At 46.2% G+C, this 24,143-nt stretch carries 29 protein-coding genes; 6 read left to right on the forward strand and 23 right to left on the reverse strand.

What is annotated here, in order from left to right:
• Positions 1-4: 4 nt before the first annotated feature.
• The 21 genes from rplN to kefG form a co-directional block, all read right to left on the reverse strand.
• Positions 5-376 (reverse strand): 50S ribosomal protein L14, encoded by a 372-nt coding sequence (gene rplN / locus AACR75_RS13635; RefSeq protein ID WP_010318768.1) that lies wholly within the window; start codon positions 374-376, stop codon positions 5-7.
• A 160-nt stretch (positions 377-536) separates the two neighbouring features.
• Positions 537-791 carry a 30S ribosomal protein S17 gene (rpsQ, locus tag AACR75_RS13640; protein ID WP_013855925.1) on the reverse strand — a complete coding sequence of 85 codons (255 nt, stop codon included), beginning with the start codon at positions 789-791 and terminating at the stop codon, positions 537-539.
• Positions 791-982: a 50S ribosomal protein L29 gene (rpmC, locus tag AACR75_RS13645; RefSeq protein WP_010318766.1), complete on the reverse strand. Its 192-nt coding sequence runs from the start codon at positions 980-982 to the stop codon at positions 791-793. The genes rpsQ and rpmC overlap by 1 nt, the downstream gene beginning before the upstream one ends.
• Positions 982-1,392 (reverse strand): 50S ribosomal protein L16, encoded by a 411-nt coding sequence (gene rplP, locus AACR75_RS13650; protein ID WP_010318765.1) that lies wholly within the window; start codon positions 1,390-1,392, stop codon positions 982-984. Before rplP ends, rpmC begins: the two co-directional genes overlap by 1 nt.
• 11 nt (positions 1,393-1,403) lie before the next feature.
• Positions 1,404-2,102 carry a 30S ribosomal protein S3 gene (rpsC, locus tag AACR75_RS13655; protein WP_010318764.1) on the reverse strand — a complete coding sequence of 233 codons (699 nt, stop codon included), beginning with the start codon at positions 2,100-2,102 and terminating at the stop codon, positions 1,404-1,406.
• A gap of 19 nt (positions 2,103-2,121) precedes the next feature.
• Positions 2,122-2,454: a 50S ribosomal protein L22 gene (rplV, locus tag AACR75_RS13660; RefSeq protein WP_026027327.1), complete on the reverse strand. Its 333-nt coding sequence runs from the start codon at positions 2,452-2,454 to the stop codon at positions 2,122-2,124.
• 10 nt (positions 2,455-2,464) lie between these two features.
• The gene (rpsS, locus tag AACR75_RS13665) at positions 2,465-2,743 is read right to left on the reverse strand and encodes a 30S ribosomal protein S19 (RefSeq protein WP_010318762.1); all 279 of its coding nucleotides are present in this window, start codon (positions 2,741-2,743) and stop codon (positions 2,465-2,467) included.
• Positions 2,744-2,763: 20 nt separating this feature from the next.
• Positions 2,764-3,588, reverse strand: coding sequence for a 50S ribosomal protein L2 (gene rplB, locus AACR75_RS13670; protein ID WP_013855922.1), 825 nt, complete (start codon positions 3,586-3,588; stop codon positions 2,764-2,766).
• 16 nt (positions 3,589-3,604) lie between these two features.
• A complete protein-coding gene (gene rplW, locus AACR75_RS13675; RefSeq protein WP_010318760.1) occupies positions 3,605-3,907 on the reverse strand; it encodes a 50S ribosomal protein L23 in 303 nt (100 codons plus the stop codon).
• The gene (gene rplD, locus AACR75_RS13680) at positions 3,904-4,506 is read right to left on the reverse strand and encodes a 50S ribosomal protein L4 (protein WP_010318759.1); all 603 of its coding nucleotides are present in this window, start codon (positions 4,504-4,506) and stop codon (positions 3,904-3,906) included. The genes rplW and rplD overlap by 4 nt, the downstream gene beginning before the upstream one ends.
• 16 nt (positions 4,507-4,522) lie before the next feature.
• Positions 4,523-5,152 (reverse strand): 50S ribosomal protein L3, encoded by a 630-nt coding sequence (rplC, locus tag AACR75_RS13685; protein ID WP_013855921.1) that lies wholly within the window; start codon positions 5,150-5,152, stop codon positions 4,523-4,525.
• Positions 5,153-5,166: 14 nt separating this feature from the next.
• Entirely contained in the window at positions 5,167-5,478 is a 312-nt protein-coding gene (rpsJ, locus tag AACR75_RS13690; RefSeq protein WP_001181007.1) for a 30S ribosomal protein S10, read from the reverse strand.
• A gap of 424 nt (positions 5,479-5,902) precedes the next feature.
• Positions 5,903-6,643 (reverse strand): 23S rRNA (guanosine(2251)-2'-O)-methyltransferase RlmB, encoded by a 741-nt coding sequence (rlmB, locus tag AACR75_RS13695; protein ID WP_017042851.1) that lies wholly within the window; start codon positions 6,641-6,643, stop codon positions 5,903-5,905.
• Positions 6,644-6,660: 17 nt separating this feature from the next.
• Entirely contained in the window at positions 6,661-9,108 is a 2,448-nt protein-coding gene (gene rnr, locus AACR75_RS13700; protein ID WP_017046740.1) for a ribonuclease R, read from the reverse strand.
• Positions 9,109-9,269: 161 nt separating this feature from the next.
• Positions 9,270-9,905, reverse strand: a complete 636-nt coding sequence (gene motX, locus AACR75_RS13705) for a flagellar protein MotX (RefSeq protein WP_013855917.1) — start codon at positions 9,903-9,905, stop codon at positions 9,270-9,272.
• 218 nt (positions 9,906-10,123) lie between these two features.
• Positions 10,124-11,422, reverse strand: a complete 1,299-nt coding sequence (locus AACR75_RS13710; protein WP_013855915.1) for an adenylosuccinate synthase — start codon at positions 11,420-11,422, stop codon at positions 10,124-10,126.
• Positions 11,423-11,551: 129 nt separating this feature from the next.
• Entirely contained in the window at positions 11,552-12,493 is a 942-nt protein-coding gene (locus AACR75_RS13715) for an isoaspartyl peptidase/L-asparaginase family protein (protein WP_047690525.1), read from the reverse strand.
• Between the two features lie 216 nt (positions 12,494-12,709).
• Positions 12,710-13,312: a peptidylprolyl isomerase gene (gene slyD / locus AACR75_RS13720; protein WP_047690529.1), complete on the reverse strand. Its 603-nt coding sequence runs from the start codon at positions 13,310-13,312 to the stop codon at positions 12,710-12,712.
• A gap of 97 nt (positions 13,313-13,409) precedes the next feature.
• A complete protein-coding gene (locus tag AACR75_RS13725; RefSeq protein WP_010318749.1) occupies positions 13,410-13,610 on the reverse strand; it encodes a YheV family putative zinc ribbon protein in 201 nt (66 codons plus the stop codon).
• A 31-nt stretch (positions 13,611-13,641) separates the two neighbouring features.
• Positions 13,642-15,441, reverse strand: a complete 1,800-nt coding sequence (kefB, locus tag AACR75_RS13730) for a glutathione-regulated potassium-efflux system protein KefB (protein ID WP_013855911.1) — start codon at positions 15,439-15,441, stop codon at positions 13,642-13,644.
• Positions 15,425-16,012: a glutathione-regulated potassium-efflux system ancillary protein KefG gene (gene kefG / locus AACR75_RS13735; protein WP_197056809.1), complete on the reverse strand. Its 588-nt coding sequence runs from the start codon at positions 16,010-16,012 to the stop codon at positions 15,425-15,427. The genes kefB and kefG overlap by 17 nt, the downstream gene beginning before the upstream one ends.
• Before the next feature lie 132 nt (positions 16,013-16,144).
• Between kefG and AACR75_RS13740 the strand changes: the two genes are divergently transcribed.
• The 6 genes from AACR75_RS13740 (at position 16,145) to crp (ending at position 21,701) form a co-directional block, all read left to right on the forward strand.
• Positions 16,145-18,064: an ABC transporter ATP-binding protein gene (locus AACR75_RS13740; RefSeq protein WP_047690534.1), complete on the forward strand. Its 1,920-nt coding sequence runs from the start codon at positions 16,145-16,147 to the stop codon at positions 18,062-18,064.
• 1 nt (position 18,065) lies between these two features.
• Positions 18,066-18,545, forward strand: coding sequence for a TIGR02444 family protein (locus AACR75_RS13745; protein WP_047690537.1), 480 nt, complete (start codon positions 18,066-18,068; stop codon positions 18,543-18,545).
• Between the two features lie 56 nt (positions 18,546-18,601).
• A complete protein-coding gene (locus AACR75_RS13750) occupies positions 18,602-19,609 on the forward strand; it encodes a hydrolase (protein ID WP_047690538.1) in 1,008 nt (335 codons plus the stop codon).
• Positions 19,610-19,668: 59 nt separating this feature from the next.
• The gene (locus AACR75_RS13755) at positions 19,669-19,875 is read left to right on the forward strand and encodes a YheU family protein (protein WP_010318743.1); all 207 of its coding nucleotides are present in this window, start codon (positions 19,669-19,671) and stop codon (positions 19,873-19,875) included.
• Between the two features lie 82 nt (positions 19,876-19,957).
• Entirely contained in the window at positions 19,958-20,827 is an 870-nt protein-coding gene (locus AACR75_RS13760) for a phosphoribulokinase (RefSeq protein WP_010318742.1), read from the forward strand.
• Between the two features lie 241 nt (positions 20,828-21,068).
• Positions 21,069-21,701 (forward strand): cAMP-activated global transcriptional regulator CRP, encoded by a 633-nt coding sequence (crp, locus tag AACR75_RS13765; RefSeq protein WP_010318741.1) that lies wholly within the window; start codon positions 21,069-21,071, stop codon positions 21,699-21,701.
• Positions 21,702-21,804: 103 nt separating this feature from the next.
• Here the strand turns inward: crp and AACR75_RS13770 are convergent, their stop codons facing one another.
• A complete protein-coding gene (locus AACR75_RS13770; RefSeq protein ID WP_047690539.1) occupies positions 21,805-22,599 on the reverse strand; it encodes a DUF1338 domain-containing protein in 795 nt (264 codons plus the stop codon).
• A 68-nt stretch (positions 22,600-22,667) separates the two neighbouring features.
• Positions 22,668-24,125, reverse strand: a complete 1,458-nt coding sequence (gene astD / locus AACR75_RS13775; protein WP_047690542.1) for a succinylglutamate-semialdehyde dehydrogenase — start codon at positions 24,123-24,125, stop codon at positions 22,668-22,670.
• Positions 24,126-24,143 lie beyond the last annotated feature (18 nt).

Below are 24,143 nucleotides of genomic sequence, written 5' to 3' on the forward strand. Positions count from 1 at the left end.
CTCCTTACAGAACTTCAGGTGCTAGTGACACGATTTTCATAAATTTCGCATTGCGAAGTTCACGAGTCACTGGACCAAAGATACGTGTACCGATAGGTTGCTCTGTATTATTGTTCAACAATACGCAAGCATTACGGTCGAAGCGAATGACAGAACCGTCTGGACGACGTACGCCTTTACGGGTGCGAACTACCACCGCCTTCAGTACATCACCTTTTTTAACTTTACCGCGAGGAATTGCTTCCTTCACTGTAACTTTGATGATGTCACCGATATGTGCATAACGGCGGTGAGAGCCACCCAGAACCTTAATACACATTACCTTGCGCGCGCCTGAGTTATCAGCTGCATCAAGTGTACTTTGCATTTGGATCATTGTTAGTGCTCCGCTAAATATTAAAACTAGACCCTCTCGGGTCGGGCTGCCTCTTTAAAAGGGACGCGAATTGTACCACCCTTTCCTAAGATTGGGTAGACAAAAAATAAACGGCTCCAAAAAAACTTTGGAGCCGTTTAAAATCATAGAATAACGATGATTACATCTTCGCTTTTTCTATAACTTTAACCAATGTCCAAGACTTAGTCTTAGACAGAGGACGACACTCACGAATCTCAACGGTATCGCCTAGGCCACACTCGTTGTTTTCGTCATGTGCGTGTACTTTAGTCGTACGCTTTACGAATTTACCGTAAATTGGGTGTTTCACCATGCGCTCGATAGCAACAGTGATAGATTTATCCATCTTGTCACTAATAACACGACCTAGTTGAGTACGAATTTTGTCGCTCATTATTCGCCTGCCTTCTCAGTCAAAACAGTTTTAACGCGTGCGATATCACGGCGTACAGCTTTCAAAGTATGAGTTTGCTGTAGTTGACCAGTTGCAGCTTGCATGCGCAAGTTGAACTGTTCACGTAGCAAATTCAGTAGCTCAGCGTTAAGCTCTTCAGCGCTTTTTGCGCGTAGATCTAGTGCTTTCATCACATCACCTGTTTAATTACGAATGTAGTTTTGAATGGCAGTTTACGAGCCGCTAGGCGGAACGCTTCACGTGCCAATTCTTCAGGTACACCGTCCATTTCGTACATAACCTTACCAGGTTGGATTTGGGCTACCCAGTACTCAACGTTACCTTTACCCTTACCTTGACGAACTTCTAGTGGTTTTTCAGTGATTGGCTTATCTGGGAACACACGGATCCAGATTTTACCTTGACGCTTAACGTGACGTGTCATTGCACGACGTGCCGCTTCGATCTGACGAGCAGTTAGACGACCACGTCCAACGGCTTTAAGACCAAATGTACCGAAGCTTACGTCAGTACCTTTAGCTAGACCGCGGTTGCGACCAGTATGAACCTTACGGAACTTAGTGCGTTTAGGTTGTAGCATCAGTCGACTCCTTACTTACGGCCTTTACGCTGCTTCTTAGGCTTGTCAGCCTTTGGCTCAACAGCGTTTGCAGCTGGCATACCACCAAGGATTTCACCCTTGAAGATCCAAACTTTAACGCCGATCACACCGTATTGAGTGTGAGCCGAAGAAGTTGCGTAATCAATGTCAGCACGTAGAGTGTGTAGAGGCACACGGCCTTCACGGTACCACTCAGAACGTGCAATTTCAGCGCCGCCAAGACGACCGCTTACTTCCACTTTGATACCTTTAGCGCCTAGACGCATAGCATTTTGTACCGCACGCTTCATAGCACGACGGAACATAACGCGACGCTCTAGTTGAGACGCGATGCTATCAGCCACTAATTGGCCGTCTAGCTCAGGCTTACGTACTTCAGCGATGTTAATTTGCGCTGGTACACCTGCAATTTTAGCTACAGCTGCGCGTAGCTTCTCAACGTCTTCACCTTTCTTACCGATAACAACGCCTGGGCGAGCAGTGTGGATAGTCACACGAATGCTCTTAGCAGGACGCTCGATAACGATGCGTGATAGAGACGCTTTTGAAAGTTCCTTAGTAAGGAACTGACGTACCTTGAAGTCGCCGTCTAGGTTGTCAGCGAAATCTTTGGTGTTAGCAAACCATGTAGCATTCCAAGGCTTAACGATGCCAAGACGAATACCATTAGGATGTACTTTCTGACCCATTGCTTACTCTCCTAGTCTCTTAGCGGTCTGCTACAACAACAGTGATGTGGCTTGAACGCTTCAAGATACGATCCGCACGGCCTTTTGCACGAGGCATAATACGCTTCATGACCGGGCCCTCATCTACGAAGATTTTAGCGACATTAAGATCGTCGATATCTGCACCTTCGTTGTGTTCTGCGTTAGCGATAGCTGACTCTAGAACTTTCTTAACTAATACAGCCGCTTTTTTGTTGCTGAAAGTTAGGATTTCAAGAGCCTGATCCACAGATTTACCACGGATTAGATCTGCAACTAAGCGAGCTTTCTGAGGAGAAATGCGAGCAAAGTTATGTTTAGCAATAGCTTCCATCATTTACTCCTTAGCGCTTCTTAGCTTTCTTATCCGCAGCGTGACCACGGTAAGTACGAGTTGGTGCGAATTCGCCCAGTTTGTGACCGATCATTTCATCAGTGACAAATACTGGAACGTGCTGACGACCATTATGGACAGCGATGGTCAAACCAATCATTGATGGAATGATCATTGAACGACGGGACCAAGTCTTAATAGGCTTTTTGTCTCCGCTTTCCACCGCTTTCTCTACCTTCTTCAGCAAGTGTAGGTCAATAAATGGACCTTTCTTGAGAGAACGTGGCATGGCTTATCCTCTTATATAGATTACTTATTACGACGACGTACGATGTACTTGTCGGTGCGTTTGTTGCTACGAGTCTTGAAGCCCTTAGTAGGCATACCCCAAGGAGATACTGGGTGACGACCACCAGAAGTGCGGCCTTCACCACCACCGTGTGGGTGGTCAACCGGGTTCATTACTACACCACGTACAGTTGGACGTACGCCGCGCCAGCGTGAAGCACCAGCTTTACCTAGTTCACGTAGCATGTGCTCAGAGTTACCAACTTCACCGATTGTTGCACGGCCTTCAGAAAGTACTTTGCGCATTTCACCAGAACGTAGGCGGATAGTTGCATAAGTACCGTCGCGAGCGACAAGTTGAGCATATGCACCAGCCGAACGAGCTAGCTGTGCACCTTTACCAGGCTTAAGTTCAACACAGTGAATAGTAGAACCCACTGGGATGTTGCGCATTGGCAGAGTGTTACCTGCTTTAATTGGCGCATCAACACCAGACTGGATTGTATCACCAGCTTGAACACCTTTAGGTGCGATAATGTAACGACGCTCGCCGTCTGCGTACAGAACTAGAGCGATATTTGCGCTACGGTTTGGATCGTATTCTAGACGCTCAACTTTCGCTGGGATGCCATCTTTAGTACGTTTGAAGTCAACCAAACGATAGTGTTGCTTATGACCACCACCGATATGACGTACTGTGATACGACCGTTGTTGTTACGACCACCATTCTTAGAGTTTTTCTCTAGAAGAGGTGCGTATGGCTTACCCTTGTGTAGGTCAGCGTTAACAACTTTAACGACGTGACGACGACCAGGGGAAGTCGGCTTACATTTAACAATAGCCATTATTCAACTACTCCTGTTATTCCGCGCCGCCAACAAAGTCAAGATCTTGACCTTCTTTCAAAGTCACATACGCTTTTTTAACGTCGCTGCGGCGACCTTGGCGTAGACCTTGACGTTTGGTCTTACCCTTAGTGATAAGAGTATTTACAGACTTAACTTCAACTTCAAATAGCTTTTCTACAGCTGCTTTGATCTCTTTCTTAGTTGCATCTTTTGCTACTTTGAAAACGATAGTGTTCGCTTTCTCAGCAGTCATAGTTGCTTTTTCAGAGATGTGCGGTGCACGTAGAACTTTTAGTAGACGCTCTTCACTGATCATGCCAGCATCTCCTCAACTTGCTTAACTGCTTCTGCAGTCATTAGAACCTTGTCAAACGCAATTAGGCTAACTGGGTCAAGACCCGCTACGTCACGTGCGTCAACTTTATATAGGTTGCGAGCAGCTAAGAATAGATTCTCGTCTACTTCGCCAGTAACGATGAGTACATCGTTAAGCTCAAGTTCTTTAAGCTTAGCTAATAGCTCTTTAGTTTTTGGTGCTTCTACTGAGAAGTTATCAACAACGATTAAACGCTCTTGACGAACTAGTTCAGAAAGAATGCTCTTCATAGCACCGCGGTACATTTTTTTGTTTACTTTTTGGCTGTGATCTTGTGGTTTCGCAGCAAAAGTAACACCACCTGTACGCCAGATTGGGCTACGAATTGTACCAGCACGTGCACGGCCAGTACCTTTTTGACGCCATGGCTTAGCGCCACCGCCAGAAACTTCTGAACGTGTCTTTTGAGCACGAGTACCTTGACGAGCACCTGCTGCATACGCAACAACTACTTGGTGTACAAGGGCTTCGTTGAACTCACGTCCGAAAGTAGTTTCGGAAACAGTTAGTGCGTTAGCACCTTTAACCATCAATTCCATTACTTACTCCTAGACGTTATGCTTTAATAGCTGGTTTGACGATCACGTTAGCGCCAGTTGCACCTGGTACTGCACCTTTAATAAGAAGCAGATTGCGCTCAGCGTCAACACGTACGATCTCTAGGTTTTGAGTCGTTACACGCTCAGCACCCATGTGACCTGCCATTTTTTTGCCTTTGAACACGCGACCTGGAGTTTGACATTGGCCAATTGAACCCGGTGCACGGTGAGACAAAGAGTTACCGTGAGTCATATCTTGGGTACGGAAATTCCAGCGCTTAACAGCACCTTGGAAACCTTTACCTTTAGATGTACCAGTAACGTCTACTTTTTTAACTTCGTTGAAAAGTTCTACATTTAGCTCAGTGCCAACTTCAAACTCTTCGCCGTTTTCTAAACGGAATTCCCAAAGACCGCGACCAGCTTCTACACCTGCTTTCGCAAAGTGACCAGCTTCTGGTTTAGTTACACGGTTGGCTTTCTTAGTACCAGTAGTTACCTGGATTGCTGCATAGCCGTCAGTCTCAAGAGTTTTCACTTGAGAAATACGGTTTGCTTCAACCTCAACAACAGTTACTGGGATAGAAACGCCTTCTTCAGTAAATACGCGGGTCATACCCACTTTACGTCCGACTAGACCAATCATTCTTCTAATCTCCCTTAACCTAGGCTGATTTGTACGTCAACGCCAGCAGCTAGATCTAGGCGCATCAGTGCATCAACAGTTTTATCTGTTGGCTCAACGATGTCGATTAGACGTTTGTGAGTACGGATTTCGTACTGATCACGAGCATCTTTGTTGACGTGTGGAGAGATAAGAACAGTGAAACGCTCTTTACGAGTAGGAAGTGGAATAGGACCACGAACCTGTGCGCCGGTACGCTTAGCTGTTTCAACGATTTCCGCTGTAGAAGCATCGATTAGTTTGTAATCGAACGCTTTTAGGCGGATACGGATACGTTGGTTCTGCATGAGACAGAGCTCCAATAATTAAAAATTACACAAACAATATCGCCACTCAAACTCGTTAAAACGAGAGAATGCCGATTGATTTATGTGAAACCGTAGTGCCAAAATTAGGCACATTGTCAGTTAATTTTCGATTAACTTTAATCTATTACTAAACGCAACAGAGCTAATTGTATTAACTGCGAACATAAGCTGAGTATACGTTACTAAACTAACAGCTAGGTCAGTTTACTCCTCACTGCTCATTGGTTCACAACTGGATTTAACCAGTGCGGTGCATTATACAGATCACCATTACACATGCAAGCGCTGTGTAGAAATTAAACTTATAAACTATCTATTTCTTCTTTCACTGAGGAAGTAATAGAAAGGGATAGAAAGATGAGTTGAGCACTCACGACCCTATCCTTTTATCCCTGATGCATAATTATACAGCTTGGCGCTGTCTCACTGCTTCAAACAGACAGATCCCAGCCGCTACTGATACGTTTAGGCTAGAAACGGTGCCCGCCATCGGTATTTTGATCAGATCATCGCAGGTTTCGCGCGTTAAACGGCGCATACCATCCCCTTCAGCGCCCATAACAATCGCAAGGGGCCCTGTCAGTTTGGCTTGGTAAATGTCATGCGTCGCCTCACCGGCAGTGCCAACAAACCATACGCCTTGTTCTTGAAGGGCGCGCATGGTACGTGCAAGATTTGTCACTCGTACTAAAGGCACAGTTTCAGCAGCGCCACAAGCGACTTTGCTGACCGTTGCTGTCATTGGTGCTGACTTATCTTTTGGTACGATCACTGCAGCGACCCCGGCAGCATCGGCGTTACGTAGGCATGCGCCGAGATTATGCGGGTCGGTAACACCATCCAAAACAAGTAATAGCGGTTGCTCATGCTGTGCGATGATTGCTTCTAAATCATGCTCATTAAGCTGTTTTGCTGGTTTTACACGAGCAATGATGCCCTGATGATTCGCCCCTTGAGCCTTGTCATCCAATGTTTTACGTCCCATCTGTTGAATAGAGACACCGCAATGTTGCAGTTCATTTAACAGTGGAAGCAGGCGATCATCTTGTCGCCCTTTTAGTACAAACGCTTCTATCAATCGCGCTGGATCTTTTTCAAGTACAGCGCTGACCGCGTGAATACCATAAATACATTCGTTACTCATGATTTACCCATTGATCGTTATTTACTAGCACGCGCTTTATTTGCTTTGGCCGCGGGTTTCTTTTTGCGTGCTTTTGTTGTTTTGCTTTTTTTTCGTTCAGGTTTTGAGCCTTCACTACTTTTTTCATCTGGGCGTTTAGTCGCTTCAACTAAAGGAGTTGCCTTTCCTTTACTTGACGTCACCTTCTTGCCACGTGCTTTCTCTCGTGCATCCGTTGCACGTTTCTTCGCTGTCTTGCCTTCTCCGCGCAGCTTACGGCTAGTGCCCACGATTTCAAAGTCAATTTGACGATCATCCAAGTTGACGGATAACACTTTGACTTTAACGGCGTCACCTAAGCGATAGATGTTGCCAAAACTTTCGCCGATCAATCGTTGTCCCACGGGATCAAATTGATAGTAGTCATTCGCTAGCGTTGAAATATGGACCAATCCATCAATGTGCAACTCAGTTAACCGAACGAAGAAACCGAAACCTGTCACGTTGGCTATGACTCCATCAAGCTCTTCGCCTACATGATCTTGCATGTATTCACACTTGAGCCAATCGGATACTTCACGCGTCGCATCATCAGCACGGCGTTCTGTCATTGAACATTGCTGACCATAGAAGTCCATGTCATCAAAAGAGTAGTGATAACCACCTGTGGTTGTCCAACGGTCGGTGTGATTGCCCGATTCTTTGGCAATCAAATATTTAATTGCGCGGTGCAATAGGAGATCAGGGTAGCGACGAATAGGTGAAGTAAAGTGCGCATAGCGTTTGAGCGCTAAACCAAAGTGACCACAGTTATCCGCGTTATACACAGCCTGCTTCATGGAACGCAGTAACATGGTTTGGATCAACTCTTTGTCTTGGCGCTCACCAATCTGTTTCATTAAGTTAGCGTAATCGGTTGGCGAAGGCTCTAGCCCACCCGCTAAGTTCAAACCAAGCTCGCCTAAGAAATCCCTAAAACCGGTCAAACGCTCTTCTCCCGGTGATTCATGGATACGGTACAGAGCGGGCTCTTTCGCTTTTTCCACCAGTGATGCTGAAGCAATATTAGCGAGGATCATGCACTCTTCGATTATTTTGTGCGCATCATTACGGACAACAGGTTCAATGCTGTCGATTTTACGCTCAGCATTAAAAATAAACTTAGTTTCAATCGTTTCAAATTCAATACCGCCACGCTCATCACGCGCTGCTTTTAGCACCTTATACATCGAATAGAGTTCTTCAAGATGAGGAACCACGGCTTGATAACGTTCGCGTAGCTCTTCATCCCCTTCAAGAATGGCGTGTACTTTGTTGTAAGTTAAACGGGCATGAGAGTTCATCACGGCTTCGTAATGTTTGTAACCCGAAATTTTGCCCGTTGCAGAGACTGTCATCTCGCACACCATGCATAGACGGTCGACTTGTGGATTAAGTGAACAAAGACCGTTCGACAGTACTTCCGGTAGCATAGGGACGACTTGCGATGGGAAGTAAACTGAGTTACCACGGTTGATCGCTTCTTTATCAAGAGCCGTATCGGGGCGTACATAATAACTTACGTCAGCAATCGCAACCCAGAGACGCCAGCCACCACCTTTTTTGGCTTCGCAATAAACCGCGTCATCAAAGTCACGCGCGTCTTCACCATCAATAGTCACTAAAGGTAATTGACGCAAATCCACGCGCCCTTGCTTCGCCTCTTCTGGAACTTCTTCTCTCAGGTTTTCGACTTGCTTTAATACTTCTTGCGGCCACTCATGAGGGATCTGGTGAGTGCGAATCGCTATTTGTGTCTCCATACCGGGAGCCATATTTTCCCCAAGTACTTCAACAACCCTGCCTGTCATTCCTCTTGCTCTGGCACCACGATCGGTAATTTCAATCACCACCACGTTCCCCATGCGAGCTCCGCCTTTGTGCTCATTAGGGATCAAGATGTCTTGAGTGATGCGTGAATCATCGGGCACGACATAAGAGTAGCCATTTTCGAGGAAGAAACGTCCAACAAGTTGGGTTTTACGTTCTTCCAAAACTCGGACCAAACGTCCTTCTTTACGGCCTCTTTTATCCGTGCCTGTCGGTTGTACCAGCACGTAGTCGCCATGAATAATGGTACGCATTTGGTGATGAGGTAGCAAAACATCGTTATCTTTGCCAACGCTGCCATCAGGACGAACCCACCCATGACCATCTTTATGTCCGATTACGTGACCTTTGATCATTTCCAGTTTTTCTGGCAATGCATAGCATTGGCGACGAGTAAATACCAATTGGCCATCTCGCTCCATCGCACGCAAACGACGGCGTAGCCCTTCGTATTGCTCTTCACCAGACAAACCCAATGCCTCAAAAAGATCATTACGATTCATCGGTACATTGGCTTCGGTTAGAAATTCGAGGATGAATTCTCGGCTTGGAATTGGATTTTCGTAATTGCTAGATTCTCGATCCGCAAAAGGATCGTTATTGATAATTTCAGACATAGGCAGACCTGCTAAAGCAAGGAGAGATAGCCAGAGTATAACTGACTCACGGCAGAAGCTACAGCAGCGTATTGATTATTATAGGCTAATGCGTTAGACGAAAAGCGCAGAAATGACTTCGCCCAACCGTGTGGGCGAAATAAGAAAAGCAATAATGAAGGCTACCAAAACGTATCTCTGCGCTTGGCTCGCGCAACCACATTTTGTGGCATTCGCTGCTCTAACCCCTGCCGGAGCATAGAGATCCGAGAATGTATTCTTTGATCGATAGTCACCGAATTATAAAGCCAGCGATAAGCATCTTCATAATCAAGCGGGCTGCCATAATCACGCAGCAGAAGCTCAGCTAGATGGATACGAGCATTAATATTGCCCATCGCAGCGGCTTCACGCAGATAGGGAATAGCTCGCTCTTTATCCTGCTGTACTAAAGTACCACGCGAATAATAACGCCCAAGCTGCTCTAACGCAGCGGGTAAACCTTGATGAGCTGCATTTTCCATATAGTACAAGCCAAGTTCGACATCTTGATCTACACAGACCCCCCACGCTAGCATATCTCCATACAAAAACTCGTAGGAAGGCAGGCTGATGCGAGTAGCACGCGCAACAATATCTTCTACCAATTGGCAGTTGTCGGCCTTGACTTGCTCTAAATGTTTATTTTGCTCAATTAACTTGATTAGTTCAGCTTCGGTGTAAATAGGGACTGGTTCACCCACTTCCGCCACGTTGGCATGACTCAAGGATGAGGTCAGCGCTAAAAACAATGAAGCTGCTACCGTTCGTAGCTTCATACCTGCACTCTTTATGTCTATCGATAGCCTTAAAATTATAGCCTCAGTTTCATCTAGGGCTGGGCTTGATAACTTTATCGACCAGTGCGGCAAACTCTTTAGACAAAATTTGCCGTTATTCGGCCATTTATTGCCACACCAAGGACAAAATATCATCAATACAGGTATAAAAAAACCGGCTCTGAAAGCCGGTTTTAAAAACGTTTATCAATCAACCATTAAACTGAAAATGGGTGAACCTTGATAATGGTTTCGTTACGATCTGGACCTGTAGAAACGATGTCAACAGGTACACCAGTCAACTCTTCAATACGTTTGATGTAATCAAGCGCCGCTTGTGGCAGGGCATCAATTGATTTAGCACCGAAGGTATTTTCAGACCAACCAGGCATAGTTTCGTAAATAGGTGTTACCGCTTCAAAAGCGTCAGCTGCCATTGGTGATACTTGAGCAATTGAGCCATCTGGCATTTGGTAACCCGTACAGATTTTTAGCTCTTCTAGACCATCAAGTACGTCAAGTTTAGTCAAGCAGAAGCCTGTGACTGAGTTAATTTGAATGGCGCGACGCATCGCTACCGCATCAAACCAACCACAACGGCGCTTACGGCCTGTTGTAGCACCAAACTCATGGCCTTTCGTGCCTAGGTGATTACCGATTTCATCATCCAATTCGGTTGGGAATGGACCTGCACCAACGCGAGTACAGTAAGCTTTCGCGATACCTAGAATATAACCTAGATGACGAGGGCCGAAACCAGAACCTGCAGCAACACCACCAGCAGTCGTGTTAGAAGACGTTACGTATGGGTATGTACCGTGGTCAATATCAAGCATAGTACCTTGCGCACCTTCGAACATGATTTTGTCGCCACGCTTACGCGCTGCATCAAGTTCATCGGTCACGTCGATCACCATCGAAGTCAGCAAATCAGCATAGCCTTGTGCTTGCTCAAGTACGGATTCGTAGCTTACTGGTTCAGCTTTGTAGAAATGCTCAAGTTGGAAGTTATGGAACTCCATCACTTCTTTTAGCTTTTCTGCAAATGAAGCCATATCGAACAAGTCACCAACGCGTAAACCACGACGAGCCACTTTGTCTTCATAAGCAGGACCGATACCACGACCTGTCGTACCAATTGCTTTTTTACCACGAGCCGTTTCACGAGCTTGGTCAAGCGCAATGTGGTAAGGAAGAATAAGTGGGCAAGCTTCAGAAATGAAAAGACGTTCGCGGACTGGAATACCACGCTCTTCTAGAGGCTTCATTTCATTGATTAGTGCGTCAGGTGAAAGCACAACACCGTTGCCGATGATGCATTTCACTTTATTGCGAAGAATGCCGGATGGAATTAAATGAAGAACGGTTTTTTCACCGTCAATGACCAAAGTGTGGCCTGCATTATGGCCGCCTTGGTAGCGAACCACGTATTTTGCATCTTCAGTTAAAAGGTCTACGATTTTACCTTTGCCTTCGTCACCCCATTGGGTGCCTAGAACGACTACGTTATTTCCCATCTTTCCAAGTCTGATTGCTAGTTAAAAAAGGATTCTAGCACCGAATCCTTTTCCTTGCAGTCCTTTTTTAAACACGAAAATGTCATAAAAATATAACTTAATAAATGATTCAGTTATTAGGCACGTAAGTTACTCATCCGAATATATTTTTACGATTAGCTCTCCTTGACGATCAACACAAGCACGGTACATACCGGAACTGTTCATTGCAAAATGAATGTCGCCTTGCGCATCAATGGCGATCAATCCACCCTCACCACCGAGCTTTTTAAGTTCACCCTGAATAATGGTTTCACATGCGGTATGAACATCTTCTTTTAAATAACGCATGCGAGCGGCAACGTCACTGGCAACCATTTTACGAATGAAATATTCCCCCATGCCCGTTGTCGATACCGCCACATTACCATTTTCAGCCACCGTTCCTGCACCGATGATGGGAGAATCGCCGACGCGACCAAATTTTTTATTCGTGATGCCACCGGTACTAGTAGCAGACGCAAGGTTGCCTTGTTTATCCAATGCAACTGCGCCAACAGTGCCAAATTTCTTGTCATCTGGGAATTTTGCTTCCGACAAAGCAAATTGATTGCTGCTTTTCATCGCTAGCAACTGTTCATAACGACGCTCAGTAAAAAAGTAATCTTGTTCTGTATATTGATGCCCTTGAGTAAAAGCAAACGCTTCTGCGCCCTCACCAATCAACAACACATGATCACTGTGCTTCATTACATCACGCGCGAGCTGCACCGGATTTTTAATGTGCCGAACCCCAGCGACCGCGCCTGCGTCCATCATTTTGCCATGCATGACAGAAGCGTCCATCTCCACCATCTCTTGATGCGTTAACACCGAACCTTTTCCTGCGTTAAACAACGGAGAGTCCTCAAGTATTTTCACAGCCTCAACCACCGCATCCAGTGCATCACCACCTTGTGCCAGTACTTGATGCCCCGCTCGAACAGCACTTTCTAGCGTGTTCAAAATATCGCGCTTTAATGATTCGCTCATTTGTTGACGAATGATGGTTCCGGCGCCGCCATGAATTGCTATAGCAAAAGGTTGTGACATGAGAATTCCTTAACTTAATAAATTGAGAGGCAATACACTTCTGTTCTACACATTAACTATACCCAAATAACTTGAAGTTGCAGGTAGGCGGCAAGTGAGTACTGTAATAATTAACAAGCAACAAAAAAGCGCTAATCGCATGACGATTAACGCTTTCCATTTCATTGTATCAGTCGGTTATTACTGCCTACTTTGACACTACCAACCAAAAAATGATTAATGTGAACCGCAGCTGCCGCCACCGCAACAACCTTCTTTTTTCTCACCATGGTCATGGCCTTCACCACCACAGCAACCGCCTTCATGATCATGATCGTGGTCATGGTCGTGGCCATGTCCATGTCCACAGCCACCAGCTTGGTGAATGTGACCATGTTGGATCTCTTCTTCAGTTGCAGCGCGAATCGCAACGACTTCTACATCAAACGTTAATGTTTGGCCAGCCAACATGTGATTACCATCAACTACTACTTCGTCACCATCCACTTCCGTGATTTCAACTGGAATTTGGCCTTGGTCAGTATCCGCTAGAAAACGCATACCCACTTCAATTTCATCAACGCCTTGGAAAACTTCAGCAGGTACACGTTGTACAAGCTCATCGTTGTATTCACCGTACGCTTCTTCAGGAGCGATAGTTGCTGTGAACTTATCGCCCACAACTTTTCCTTCTAACTCATTTTCAAGGCCAGTGATTAGATTGTTGTGACCGTGAAGGTAATCTAGTGGTGCATCAACTGTTGATTGGTCTACGACTGCACCATCTTCCAATACTAATTGGTAGGCTAGGCTTACAACCACGTTCTTTTCAATTTTCATAACAACTCCAAGGAGGTTTGTTCCTAGGTTGTCATCTTCAAACCTAAGAAATCGATCGGTATGGGACGTATTATGAAGATCTATTCCAGAAACTCAATTATTCTGGTTTAAAAATCCCGATCATCTCTTGCCGAGCATGTTCACTTTTTTCTACAGATTTGGGCTTTCGCTGTTCATGGTAGTCGCACTCGACACACTCAACGAGCTCTATGTTATTTTCTACCCACCAGCGCAGAGTATCTTGTGACTGACAACTTGGGCACTTTGCACCGGCAATAAAGCGTTTTTTCTGTTTCACGTTACATCCTACAACTGAATATTGATTGGCGTTATTTTTCCCAATAATGACGAGATTGGCGATCATTATCCATTTCACGCCCAAATATTTCTTCCAGCTCTTTACGTGCCTCTTTGGCGCGCAGTGCGAGTTGTTTGTCTTGGTTATGTTGCGGTAGCAGCTCTTTCAGCATCGCATTATCGAGTTTTCTAAAATGTGCTTCGGCGCGCTTGGCTTGGTAAGGGTGCATGCCCAATTCGACCAGTACTTGTCGGCCGAGGTCCAAAGCGCCTAAGAAAGTTTCCCGCGAGTATTTATCGACCCCATGGCTGAGTAACTGATACGCCTCTACCCGGCTACGAGCGCGAGCTAAGATCTTTAACTGCGGGAAATGGTGCTGACAAAGCTCGACAATTTTCATCACTTCATCGGGCGCATCAGTACAGATGACAATCGCCTCAGCTTCTTCTGCACCCGCGGCGCGCAACAGTTCAAGTTGAGTTGCATCACCATAAAAAACGTTATAACCGTACTCTCTCAATAATTTAATTTGACTGGCATCGCTTTCTAATACGGTAATTTTAATCTTATTGGCGTACATCAAACGCCCTACAATTTGCCCAAAACGGCCAAAACCCGCAATGATGATTTGCGGCTGTTTATTAACGACATCGGAATGCATCTCATCGTCACTGCTGAGGTTCAATTTTCGCGCAAACCATTTGTCCTGAATCGTCAGTAATAAAGGTGTGGTGACCATCGACAGACTGACCACAACGAGCAAAAAGGCCACTTGATCCGGTGATAGCACACCCTGTGCGCTTGCCGCAGTGAAAATCACGAACGCGAACTCGCCGCCTTGGCTGAGGATCGCCGCCATTTTGCTGCGTGCTTTAGAACGCGTACCCGATAAACGTGCGAGGAGATAAAGGATTCCTCCTTTCAGCACCACTAGACCTAATACAGCCGCCAACACTTGCAGCGGCGCTTGCGCCAATAAGCCCAAATTAACCGCCATTCCAACGGCAATAAAAAATAGCCCGAGCAATAACCCTTTAAACGGTTCAATCGCGATCTCAAGTTCATGGCGAAATTCACTTTCTGCCAGCAACACGCCAGCAAGGAAAGTACCGAGCGCCATTGACAAGCCAAGCTGCTGCATTAACAGTGCAATCCCAATCACCAACAATAAGGCGGCAACGGTAAAAAGTTCACGCACACCACTGGTCACAATATAACGAAACAGCGGGCTCAATAGAAAATGCCCCCCCACCAGCAAAGCGGTAATGCCACCCAACATCCAAATCACATCTAACCAGCTTCCACCCGCGTTGCCTGCCAGCAAAGGCAAAAAGGCCAACATTGGGATGACAGCGATATCTTGAAAAAGCAGTACCGCAAAACCAGACTGGCCAGCTTCACTGCGCGTTAGCCCTTGCTCTTCAATTACGCGTAATGCGATTGCTGTCGAAGAGAGCGCAAGGCCCATACCAATCACTAAACTACTTTGCCAGTTAACGCCTAATAGATAAGCAATACTGGCGATGACTAAGGTACTTACCACCACCTGCGCGCCACCCAAACCAAGGATCGGCCCACGCATCTGCCATAATTTTTTGGGGTTTAATTCCAGCCCAATCAGAAACAGCAGCAGCACCACGCCAAATTCAGCAAAGTGTAATATGGCTTGCACATCACTGATTAAACCCAGCCCCCAAGGACCTATGGCTACACCCGCTAACAAATAGCCGAGCACCGAACCCAGCCCTGCACGCTGAGCAATCGGTACGGCCACCACAGCCGCAGTTAAAAACACCACGCTGCTTTGTAAAAAATCACCGCTTAACGCCATCAAGCTCTCCTTGTGTGGAAAGTGGGTGTTGTAACCAGTGCCGATAATGCTCAGCGTGTTGATAGCGCTCCATATCACTCACATTACGTGACCAGTAGAGGACTAACGGTTCCATCCAATTCATACAACACAGAGCCGCGGTTAATTCAAATGGTTGGAGAATTTGATCCAGTGGGTATTTGTTGTAGCCCCGCTCATCAAACGCTTCTTTTTTTCCGCCCGTGGTGATGACGCTACGCCAGTATTTACCATGCAACGCCGTCTGTCCGCCGAAGGCAAACCCTTTGGCAAGCACGCGATCAAACCACTCTTTGAGTAGCGCTGGGCAGGAATACATATAAAGAGGGTGTTGAAACACAATCACATCATGCTCAAGTAGTTTTTGCTGCTCTGCGTGCACATCGATAAAAAAATCGGGATAGGTTGCATACAAGTCATGCACTGTGACGTGGGAAAGTGACGCAATATTGAGCAGCATGGTTTGATTGGCGATGGAGTTTAATGGCTCAGGATGCGCATAAATCACCAATATTTTAGGTGTAATTTGGTCAGGCATGACGGTGGTGGACATTTTTGTCTGCGCTCCCAATAGTTATCAATATGTTATTAAGCATAATAACGCAATTTGCATAATGATCGACATTTATCCTTATTGCCCCTACTATTCCACGCGATAACGTCTCGATATGAAAAATAGATTTTTATGATTACCTTCTCTGATATTCAATTACTGCGCGGCGGTAAACCGCTCCTTGAAAAGGCCTCTGCAACTATCCAGCCGGGCGATAAAGTTGGCCTAGTAGGCAAAAATGGCTGTGGCAAATCAACGCTCTTTGCCCTACTCAAAGATGAGCTATCTATTGACGCTGGCTCCTTCAGTAAACCAGCTCACTGGGAACTGGCTTGGGTTGCCCAAGAAACTCCGGCTCTTGATCGCAATGCGATTGAATATGTCATCGATGGCGATCGTGAATATCGTGAATTAGAACGACGCCTCAGCGTTGCTGAAGAGGCAGACCAAGGAACCTTGGTTGCAGAGCTGCATGGAAAAATTGAAACCATCGGCGGATACAGTATTCGCGCCCGCGCTTCTGAACTGCTTGATGGTTTGGGGTTTAGCCAAGAACAGATGGGATGGAGTTTAACGCAATTTTCGGGTGGTTGGCGGATGCGCTTAAACTTAGCGCAAGCGCTGTTGTGCCGCTCGGATTTACTGCTGCTTGATGAACCAACCAACCACTTGGATTTGGACGCCGTCATGTGGCTTGAACGTTGGTTACAAAACTATCCCGGCACCTTGATCTTGATTTCCCATGACCGCGATTTTCTTGATCCGATCGTCGGACGCATCATCCATATCGAAAATCAAACCATGAATGAATACACCGGAAACTACTCATCGTTTGAAAATCAACGGGCGCAAAAACTGATCTTGCAGCAAGCCATGTACCAGAAGCAGCAAAAGCAGATGGTGCACATGCAAAGCTACATCGACCGTTTCCGCTACAAGGCCTCCAAAGCTCGCCAAGCACAAAGTCGTATCAAAGCGTTGGAACGAATGGAAAAAGTGCTGCCAGCTCAATTTGATAACCCATTTAATTTCGAATTTCGAGAGCCTTCAGCACTGCCTAACCCAATCATGATGATGGACGAAGTCTACGCCGGGTATGGTGAACGTTTAATTTTAGAAAAAATTCGCCTCAACCTTGTACCGGGAAGCCGTATTGGATTACTCGGGCGTAACGGTGCGGGTAAATCAACATTAATTAAATTGCTCTCCGGTGAGTTAAAACCGCAAGGCGGCGATCTCACTTATTCGCAAGGTGTAAAAATTGGTTACTTTGCCCAGCATCAGTTAGAAACACTGCATCCAGAAGAGACCCCTCTGCAGCACATGATGCAAATCGCCCCAGATAAAAACGAACTTGAGCTGCGTAATTATCTGGGTAGCTTTGGTTTCCAAGGCGACAAAGCGCTAGAGAAAATCGCTCCGTTTTCCGGGGGTGAAAAGGCTCGCTTAGTGCTTGCGCTAATTGTGTGGCAAAAACCGAACTTGCTGCTGCTTGATGAACCCACCAACCACTTAGACTTGGATATGCGTCAAGCCCTAACGTTTGCCCTGCAAACCTTTGAAGGCGCGATGGTCATCGTCAGCCATGATCGCTATCTACTGCGCGCAACCACCGATGACTTGTACTTGGTGCACGATCGTCAAGTCGCGCCTTTCGATGGGGATTTGACCGACTACTACAAGTGGCTGACAGAACAACAGAAAGCGGAACGTAGAGAAGTTCAATCTCAGCAACCCGCCAAAGACAGCAGCAACAGTGCCGCTGCCAAAAAAGATCAAAAGCGCCGAGAAGCGGAATTTCGTATCCAAACCGCACCAATTCGCAAAAAACTGACACAACTCGAAGCGAAAATGGACACATTGAACGCGGCACTGGCGCAAACTGAAGCGCAATTGTCTGATAATTCGCTGTATGAAGCCGAAAACAAAGCTAAACTTACCGAAGTGATTGCGCTTCAAGCTCGCAGCAAATCGGCACTTGAAGCAATCGAAATGGAATGGATGTCGGAACAAGAGACACTCGAACAACTAGAGCAGGAATTCAGTCGCTAAGATGAGCCAAGAGCACGTACGATTATCACTGACCTTAGAACGCTTATGGCAATTCAGTTTGCAATACTACAGCGTGCGAGAAGTGAAAGAGGCGTGCTTAAGTTTACAAAATAACTTCCACGGCAACGTCAACTTATTGCTGCTACTCAAATGGCTTGATGAGCAACAAGTGACGGTTGCCGATGCTGACTGGCAAAATGTCACTCAATGCATCGGTCGTTCAGAAGCGCTGTTGCACAGTTACCGAGAGTTAAGACGACGTTTGAAAAGCATGGTGCCAGATACGCTGTACCGCGAGGCGCTGCAATTTGAGCTGCAACTTGAAAAGCAGCAGCAAGCTGACCTTGTTGAATGTATCAACGCATTGGCATTGCAGAATAACCATGGTGAACAATTAACGCTGCGTTACTGTCGCCAGCTTGGCTGTGAGCATTTGCATCTCGCCTTTAAAAGCCCGGCACCTCATTCTCAAAAACCGTAACTACATCAATTGCTCGCTCAGTGTATACTGGTCGCAATTCATAAAAATAATACGCTATGGTTATGACTCCATTTATCGCTGCTACTGGACTAACAAATCCACACCTTCAGACTCTGCTTCCTCGTTTATTGCGCAAACGCGCACGTTTTGAGCCGCTGTGGCAAACGCTGTTTACACCTGATAGTGATTTTTTAGACCTTGCTTGGAGTGATGATTGGCGCTCAGAGCGAGTACAAAATAAACCCCTATTTATCTTGTTTCATGGCTTAGAAGGCAGTTTTCATAGCCCGTATGCCAATGGCTTAATGTACGCCTTCGCACAGCAGGGGTGGTTATCGGTCATGATGCATTTTCGCGGCTGTAGCGGCAAACCGAACCATTTGGCACGCGCTTACCATTCTGGTGAGGTTGAAGATGCACGCTTTGTGCTCGAATACATACGCAAGCAATGCCCGAATAGGCCTGTCGTGGCGGTGGGCATTTCTCTTGGCGGCAATATGTTGGTTAATTATTTAGCGCAATATAATCACGACCCGATCGTTAGCGCGGCAACCGTTGTCTCTGCTCCACTCGATCTGGCAGCGTGTTCCACACGTATTGAACAGGGATTTTCAAAGGTTTATCGCGCTTACTTACTGACATCATTGAAAAAAAATGCACTAAAGAAACAGCATCTTTTACATAATGAGTTAGGTATTTCTCACCATCAAATTAAACACATCAAAAAACTTTACGAATTTGACAATCTCATCACCGCGCCTTTGCATGGTTTTCAAGATGCGCAGGATTACTACCAGCAGTGCTCAGGCCTTTCAAAGCTGACACAAATTCGCGTGCCGCTACAAATCATTCAAGCGCAAGATGACCCCTTTATGACGGATGCCGTGATCCCAAAATTTGCCTTACCAGAGAACATCCATTACCGCTTATTTACCCAAGGTGGCCATGTCGGTTTTCTCAGCGGTAGCGCGCTTAAGCCTAAATTTTGGCTCGAAGAAGCACTTCCAACTTATTACGAAAACCTGCGTCACGGCAGCCCTATTGACCATCAATGCAACGCATGATTAATCACATATCGCTTTAAATCGATACCCTTTTCTCCATGACAGTTTAAGAGGTCGTCATGCTTATTCCTTGGCAGCACATTGCGCCTGAAACACTGGATAATTTGATTGAAACGTTTGTATTACGCGAAGGTACTGATTACGGAGAGCAGGAAGTACCATTGCAGCAAAAAATCGAGCAAATAAAGAAACAGCTCGCAACAGGGGAAGCGATCATCGTCTATTCTGAGTTGCATGAAAGTGTGGATATTCAATTGCGTAAATAATTTCAGCTCAAAACAATCTACTCTTTTCGTGCTATATTGCAGCCATCGATAACAAGTACGTTACATACAGACAGGGTTTGTCATGTCAGCAAAACATCCAATTATCGCTGTCACCGGCTCGTCCGGTGCCGGTACAACTACAACCTCTGAAGCCTTTCGCAAAATGTTCAATATGATGAACATTAAACCAGCATGGGTTGAAGGGGATAGCTTCCATCGCTTTACACGGCCAGAAATGGATGTGGAAATTCGTAAAGCGCGCGAACAAGGGAAGCACATTAGCTACTTTGGCCCACAAGCCAATGATTTTCCTGCATTGGAAGAATTTTTCCGCCAATATGGGAAATTAGGCACAGGCCAAGTTCGTCGTTATCTACACTCTTTTGACGAAGCTGTGCCCTACAATCAAATGCCCGGCACCTTTACACCTTGGCAAGATTTACCGGAAAACTCGGATGTGATGTTTTACGAAGGTCTGCATGGCGGTGTAGTCGATGGCGATGTAAACGTCGCGCAGCATGTCGATTTTTTGATAGGCATGGTGCCAATCGTTAACCTTGAGTGGATACAAAAGTACGTGCGTGATACTCGTGATCGAGGCCATTCACGTGAAGCGGTGATGGATTCCATCGTCCGTTCGATGGATGATTACCTCAATTACATCACCCCCCAATTCTCACGAACTCACATCAACTTCCAACGGGTACCGACGGTTGATACTTCAAACCCACTTAACGCCAAGGGCATCCCTAGTTTGGATGAAAGCTTCGTCGTGATCCGCCTGCGCGGCATAAAGAATGTTGATTTCCCCTATTTGCTCGCCATGATTGATGGCTCTTTTATGTCGCGCCACAACACCATTGTGGTACCGGGTGGCAAGATGAGTTTTGCGATGGAATTGATCGTCAGACCGATCCTGCAGCAATTGATTGAAACAGGTAAAATTGGCTAAGTGATCGGACAAGTTGACGGTTACTTTTCATACCGTGATCATGTGCACAGTTTTGCGTAAAAAATCATGCCACTGACACGATTAAAATCAAGAAATCGTTTCTGAAAAAGGATACTATCCTTAACCGAAACACAAGTTAGCTTGCAGCATTTGGAAAGTGCTCTTATCCTAGTAAGCTTATTTTAGGCTTAGCTACAATATGGAAAGCGGCAAGCGTACCCTGCAGAGGAAGTGAGATATTATGGTTCTAGGTAAACCTCAAACCGATCCAACACTAGAGTGGTTTCTTTCACACTGTCATATTCATAAATACCCATCGAAAAGCACGTTGATTCATGCGGGCGAAAAAGCAGAGACGCTGTACTACATCGTCAAAGGCTCAGTAGCGGTATTGATTAAAGACGAAGAAGGTAAAGAGATGATCCTCTCTTACCTCAACCAAGGTGACTTTATCGGTGAACTTGGTCTATTCGAAGAAGACCAAGAGCGTACTGCTTGGGTTCGTGCAAAATCTCCTTGTGAAGTTGCGGAAATCTCTTTTAAGAAATTCCGTCAGCTTATCCAAGTGAACCCAGACATCTTAATGCGTCTGTCTGCACAAATTTCTCGACGTCTACAAGTCACCAGTCAAAAAGTGGGTGATTTAGCCTTCCTAGACGTGACGGGCCGTATTGCACAAACGCTACTTAACCTGGCGAAACAACCTGATGCAATGACGCACCCAGATGGCATGCAAATCAAAATCACCCGTCAAGAGATCGGCCAAATTGTAGGCTGTTCTCGTGAAACTGTGGGACGTATTTTGAAGATGCTCGAAGAGCAGAATTTAATTTCTGCCCACGGTAAAACTATCGTGGTGTACGGAACTCGTTAATTTCAATCAAAATGATTGAGATTGAATGCATAAAGCCACCTTGGGGAACTCAGGTGGCTTTTTCTTTGGTGATATTTCGATACGAAAGTAAAAAGATGAGAGGCTATTGCATGTCTGTACTTTCAAATATCTTATCTGCAGAGGCCGCCACAAAACCACTGTAGAGTTCACCGTTGACCATTGGATAGCGTTTGGCAAATTCATAGAATCCACCGGGAATCACCTCCACTCCTTCCGTAAATTGCACTGGTACTTTATCGGCCATGGTCGACGACTGCTCAAGCAGCACATCAGGCGTACCTTTCACTTCTCCACCATTTTCATTGATGGTAAAACCCGCTTGGCGTAGATGATCATTGACCGCTTTCACTTCATTAAACGCCTGCAGTTGATTAACACTAACAGTGAAATGGTTTGCGCCATAGCCATGCGCCGCCAACCAAGCGGCGTATTCACTTTCGTTGGCAAGCTGCAAATAATCGCTGTAGCTTAGTTGCCATAGACGACCGCCATATAAAAAGTCACTGCTGTTTAATTTATTGCTATCGACTTGATGTACCAGCTTCTCCACAATGGCTTGGAGTGCAGGTGAGCACTCTTCCACTTTCAGCTCGCTTATGAATACTTTAGGCTGAGTCGGATCAGGGTGTTCATAGTGCTTCGCTACCAGCTTCTTACTTTCAAACACATAATCACCACAGGCAACGTAGCCTAAGGCAAGAAAAGGCTTAGCCAGCGTTTCAATACCTAATGGCGCAACATTGAAGGTTCGCAACGCAATATGGTCATTAATCAACGCTTCCTCTTCTTGAAGCAAGTGATGGACTTTGTCGGCAGAAGGGCAAAGGCGCTGAATGTAGTCATTCCATAATGATTGAAATAAAACGGTTGGCGTCATAACGCCTCCTTGTCTGTGCTCGGTTTAAACCATGCTAGTAGGCATGGGGTTTTAGATAAAGTTTACTGCTATAGCTCAACCCCAGGGCTGAGCGTGGCAGGCAGTTCTGTCGAACGGCCTTCCATTGATGCCATTGGGTATGCGCAGTAATCGGCCGCGTAATAGGCGCTTGGTCTTAAATTTCCCGACGCTCCCGGCCCACCAAACGGTGCATCACCACTGGCTCCGGTTAATTGTCGATTACGATTAACAATGCCAGCGCGGATATGATCGACAAAGTAGTCCCATTCGGCATCATTGGTCGACACTAAGCCTGCCGATAAACCAAAGCGAGTCTCATTTGCCAGTTGTACCGCTTGCTCTAAGCTTTGGTAACGCACGACTTGTAACAATGGTCCGAAATACTCTTCATCAGGCAATTGGCTAACTGCGGTGACATCAATAATGCCCGGAGTGACAAACGCCGCCTGCAAAGGTGTCGCGGCCAGCAAGCTGACGCCACCCAAGGCGCGTAAATTGTCCTGAGCAGCAAGAATGAACTGCGCCGCCGCTTGTGATATTTGTGGCCCCATAAAAGGTGCTGGCTCAGCAAAGGGGTGATCAATACGCAATTTTTGAGTGGTACTGACCAGCTTTTCAAGCAATCGATCGCCTTCATTTCCCTCTGGAACATAAAGACGCCGCGCACAGGTACACCGCTGGCCTGCACTTAAAAATGCGGATTGAATAATGGTATACACTGCCGCATCAAGCTCGCCATACTGCTTAGAGATAACCATTGGGTTGTTGCCGCCCATTTCTAAAGCCAGCATTTTCCCCGGCTGCCCAGCAAACTGGCGATGGAGTAAATGACCTGTATTGGCGCTGCCAGTAAAAAGAAGGCCATCAATGCCTTTGGCCTGAGCAAGCGCAATACCCGTTTCCTTCGCGCCCTGCACTAGGTTAAGCACACCCGCAGGTAGGCCGGCTTCTTGCCACAACTTCATCACAAACTCACCCGTCCACGGAGTCTGCTCTGAAGGTTTAAACACAACCGTATTACCCGCTAAAAGTGCAGGCACAATATGACCATTCGGCAGGTGGGCAGGGAAATTATACGGACCAAAAACAGCAAGAACGCCCAATGGACGATGACGTAATACCAGTTGATTACCCGCCGCTTCGCGTGTGTTTTCACCAGTGCGATCATGATAAGCTCGAATGGATATAGCGATTTTACCCGCCACCGCTGCCGCTTCAGTACGCGTTTCCCAAAGTGGCTTTCCTGTCTCTTTGGCGATGATCTGCGCAAGCTCTTCACTGCGCTGTTTCACTTTTTCAGCGAAGGCTAAGACATATTGCTCACGCTCAACAAAAGGACGTTTTTTCCACTCTATAAATGCGACTCTTGCCGCCGTTACCGCAGCTTCTACTTGCGCGGGTGTGGCGCTATCGCCCTGCCAAATCGTCTCATTGTTATAGGGACTAAGCGAAAGCATTGCCTCGCCTTGTCCAGCTAACCATTCACCTGCAATCCACTGAGTCATCTGTTAATCCTTACCTTT

Origin of the sequence: Vibrio sp. ZOR0018, assembly GCF_963865925.1 — a bacterium.
In the GTDB taxonomy this organism is placed as follows: domain Bacteria; phylum Pseudomonadota; class Gammaproteobacteria; order Enterobacterales; family Vibrionaceae; genus Vibrio; species Vibrio anguillarum.

Excerpts from the sequence above, each read along its gene's own strand:
- kefB (WP_013855911.1), bottom strand. The coding sequence starts at position 15,441 with ATGGCGTTAAGCGGTGATTTTTTACAAAGCAGCGTGGTGTTTTTAACT.
- rpsJ (WP_001181007.1), bottom strand. The coding sequence starts at position 5,478 with ATGCAGAACCAACGTATCCGTATCCGCCTAAAAGCGTTCGATTACAAA.
- AACR75_RS13750 (WP_047690538.1), top strand. The coding sequence starts at position 18,602 with ATGGTTATGACTCCATTTATCGCTGCTACTGGACTAACAAATCCACAC.
- AACR75_RS13760 (WP_010318742.1), top strand. The coding sequence starts at position 19,958 with ATGTCAGCAAAACATCCAATTATCGCTGTCACCGGCTCGTCCGGTGCC.
- motX (WP_013855917.1), bottom strand. The coding sequence starts at position 9,905 with ATGAAGCTACGAACGGTAGCAGCTTCATTGTTTTTAGCGCTGACCTCA.
- rpsQ (WP_013855925.1), bottom strand. The coding sequence starts at position 791 with ATGAGCGACAAAATTCGTACTCAACTAGGTCGTGTTATTAGTGACAAG.
- rplD (WP_010318759.1), bottom strand. The coding sequence starts at position 4,506 with ATGGAATTGATGGTTAAAGGTGCTAACGCACTAACTGTTTCCGAAACT.
- AACR75_RS13740 (WP_047690534.1), top strand. The coding sequence starts at position 16,145 with ATGATTACCTTCTCTGATATTCAATTACTGCGCGGCGGTAAACCGCTC.
- rpmC (WP_010318766.1), bottom strand. The coding sequence starts at position 982 with ATGAAAGCACTAGATCTACGCGCAAAAAGCGCTGAAGAGCTTAACGCT.
- rnr (WP_017046740.1), bottom strand. The coding sequence starts at position 9,108 with ATGTCTGAAATTATCAATAACGATCCTTTTGCGGATCGAGAATCTAGC.
- AACR75_RS13715 (WP_047690525.1), bottom strand. The coding sequence starts at position 12,493 with ATGTCACAACCTTTTGCTATAGCAATTCATGGCGGCGCCGGAACCATC.
- slyD (WP_047690529.1), bottom strand. The coding sequence starts at position 13,312 with ATGAAAATTGAAAAGAACGTGGTTGTAAGCCTAGCCTACCAATTAGTA.
- rpsC (WP_010318764.1), bottom strand. The coding sequence starts at position 2,102 with ATGGGTCAGAAAGTACATCCTAATGGTATTCGTCTTGGCATCGTTAAG.
- AACR75_RS13745 (WP_047690537.1), top strand. The coding sequence starts at position 18,066 with ATGAGCCAAGAGCACGTACGATTATCACTGACCTTAGAACGCTTATGG.
- rplP (WP_010318765.1), bottom strand. The coding sequence starts at position 1,392 with ATGCTACAACCTAAACGCACTAAGTTCCGTAAGGTTCATACTGGTCGC.
- rplB (WP_013855922.1), bottom strand. The coding sequence starts at position 3,588 with ATGGCTATTGTTAAATGTAAGCCGACTTCCCCTGGTCGTCGTCACGTC.
- AACR75_RS13710 (WP_013855915.1), bottom strand. The coding sequence starts at position 11,422 with ATGGGAAATAACGTAGTCGTTCTAGGCACCCAATGGGGTGACGAAGGC.
- AACR75_RS13770 (WP_047690539.1), bottom strand. The coding sequence starts at position 22,599 with ATGACGCCAACCGTTTTATTTCAATCATTATGGAATGACTACATTCAG.
- crp (WP_010318741.1), top strand. The coding sequence starts at position 21,069 with ATGGTTCTAGGTAAACCTCAAACCGATCCAACACTAGAGTGGTTTCTT.
- kefG (WP_197056809.1), bottom strand. The coding sequence starts at position 16,012 with ATGTCCACCACCGTCATGCCTGACCAAATTACACCTAAAATATTGGTG.
- rlmB (WP_017042851.1), bottom strand. The coding sequence starts at position 6,643 with ATGAGTAACGAATGTATTTATGGTATTCACGCGGTCAGCGCTGTACTT.
- rplV (WP_026027327.1), bottom strand. The coding sequence starts at position 2,454 with ATGGAAGCTATTGCTAAACATAACTTTGCTCGCATTTCTCCTCAGAAA.
- AACR75_RS13755 (WP_010318743.1), top strand. The coding sequence starts at position 19,669 with ATGCTTATTCCTTGGCAGCACATTGCGCCTGAAACACTGGATAATTTG.
- astD (WP_047690542.1), bottom strand. The coding sequence starts at position 24,125 with ATGACTCAGTGGATTGCAGGTGAATGGTTAGCTGGACAAGGCGAGGCA.
- rplW (WP_010318760.1), bottom strand. The coding sequence starts at position 3,907 with ATGATCAGTGAAGAGCGTCTACTAAAAGTTCTACGTGCACCGCACATC.
- rpsS (WP_010318762.1), bottom strand. The coding sequence starts at position 2,743 with ATGCCACGTTCTCTCAAGAAAGGTCCATTTATTGACCTACACTTGCTG.
- rplN (WP_010318768.1), bottom strand. The coding sequence starts at position 376 with ATGATCCAAATGCAAAGTACACTTGATGCAGCTGATAACTCAGGCGCG.
- rplC (WP_013855921.1), bottom strand. The coding sequence starts at position 5,152 with ATGATTGGTCTAGTCGGACGTAAAGTGGGTATGACCCGCGTATTTACT.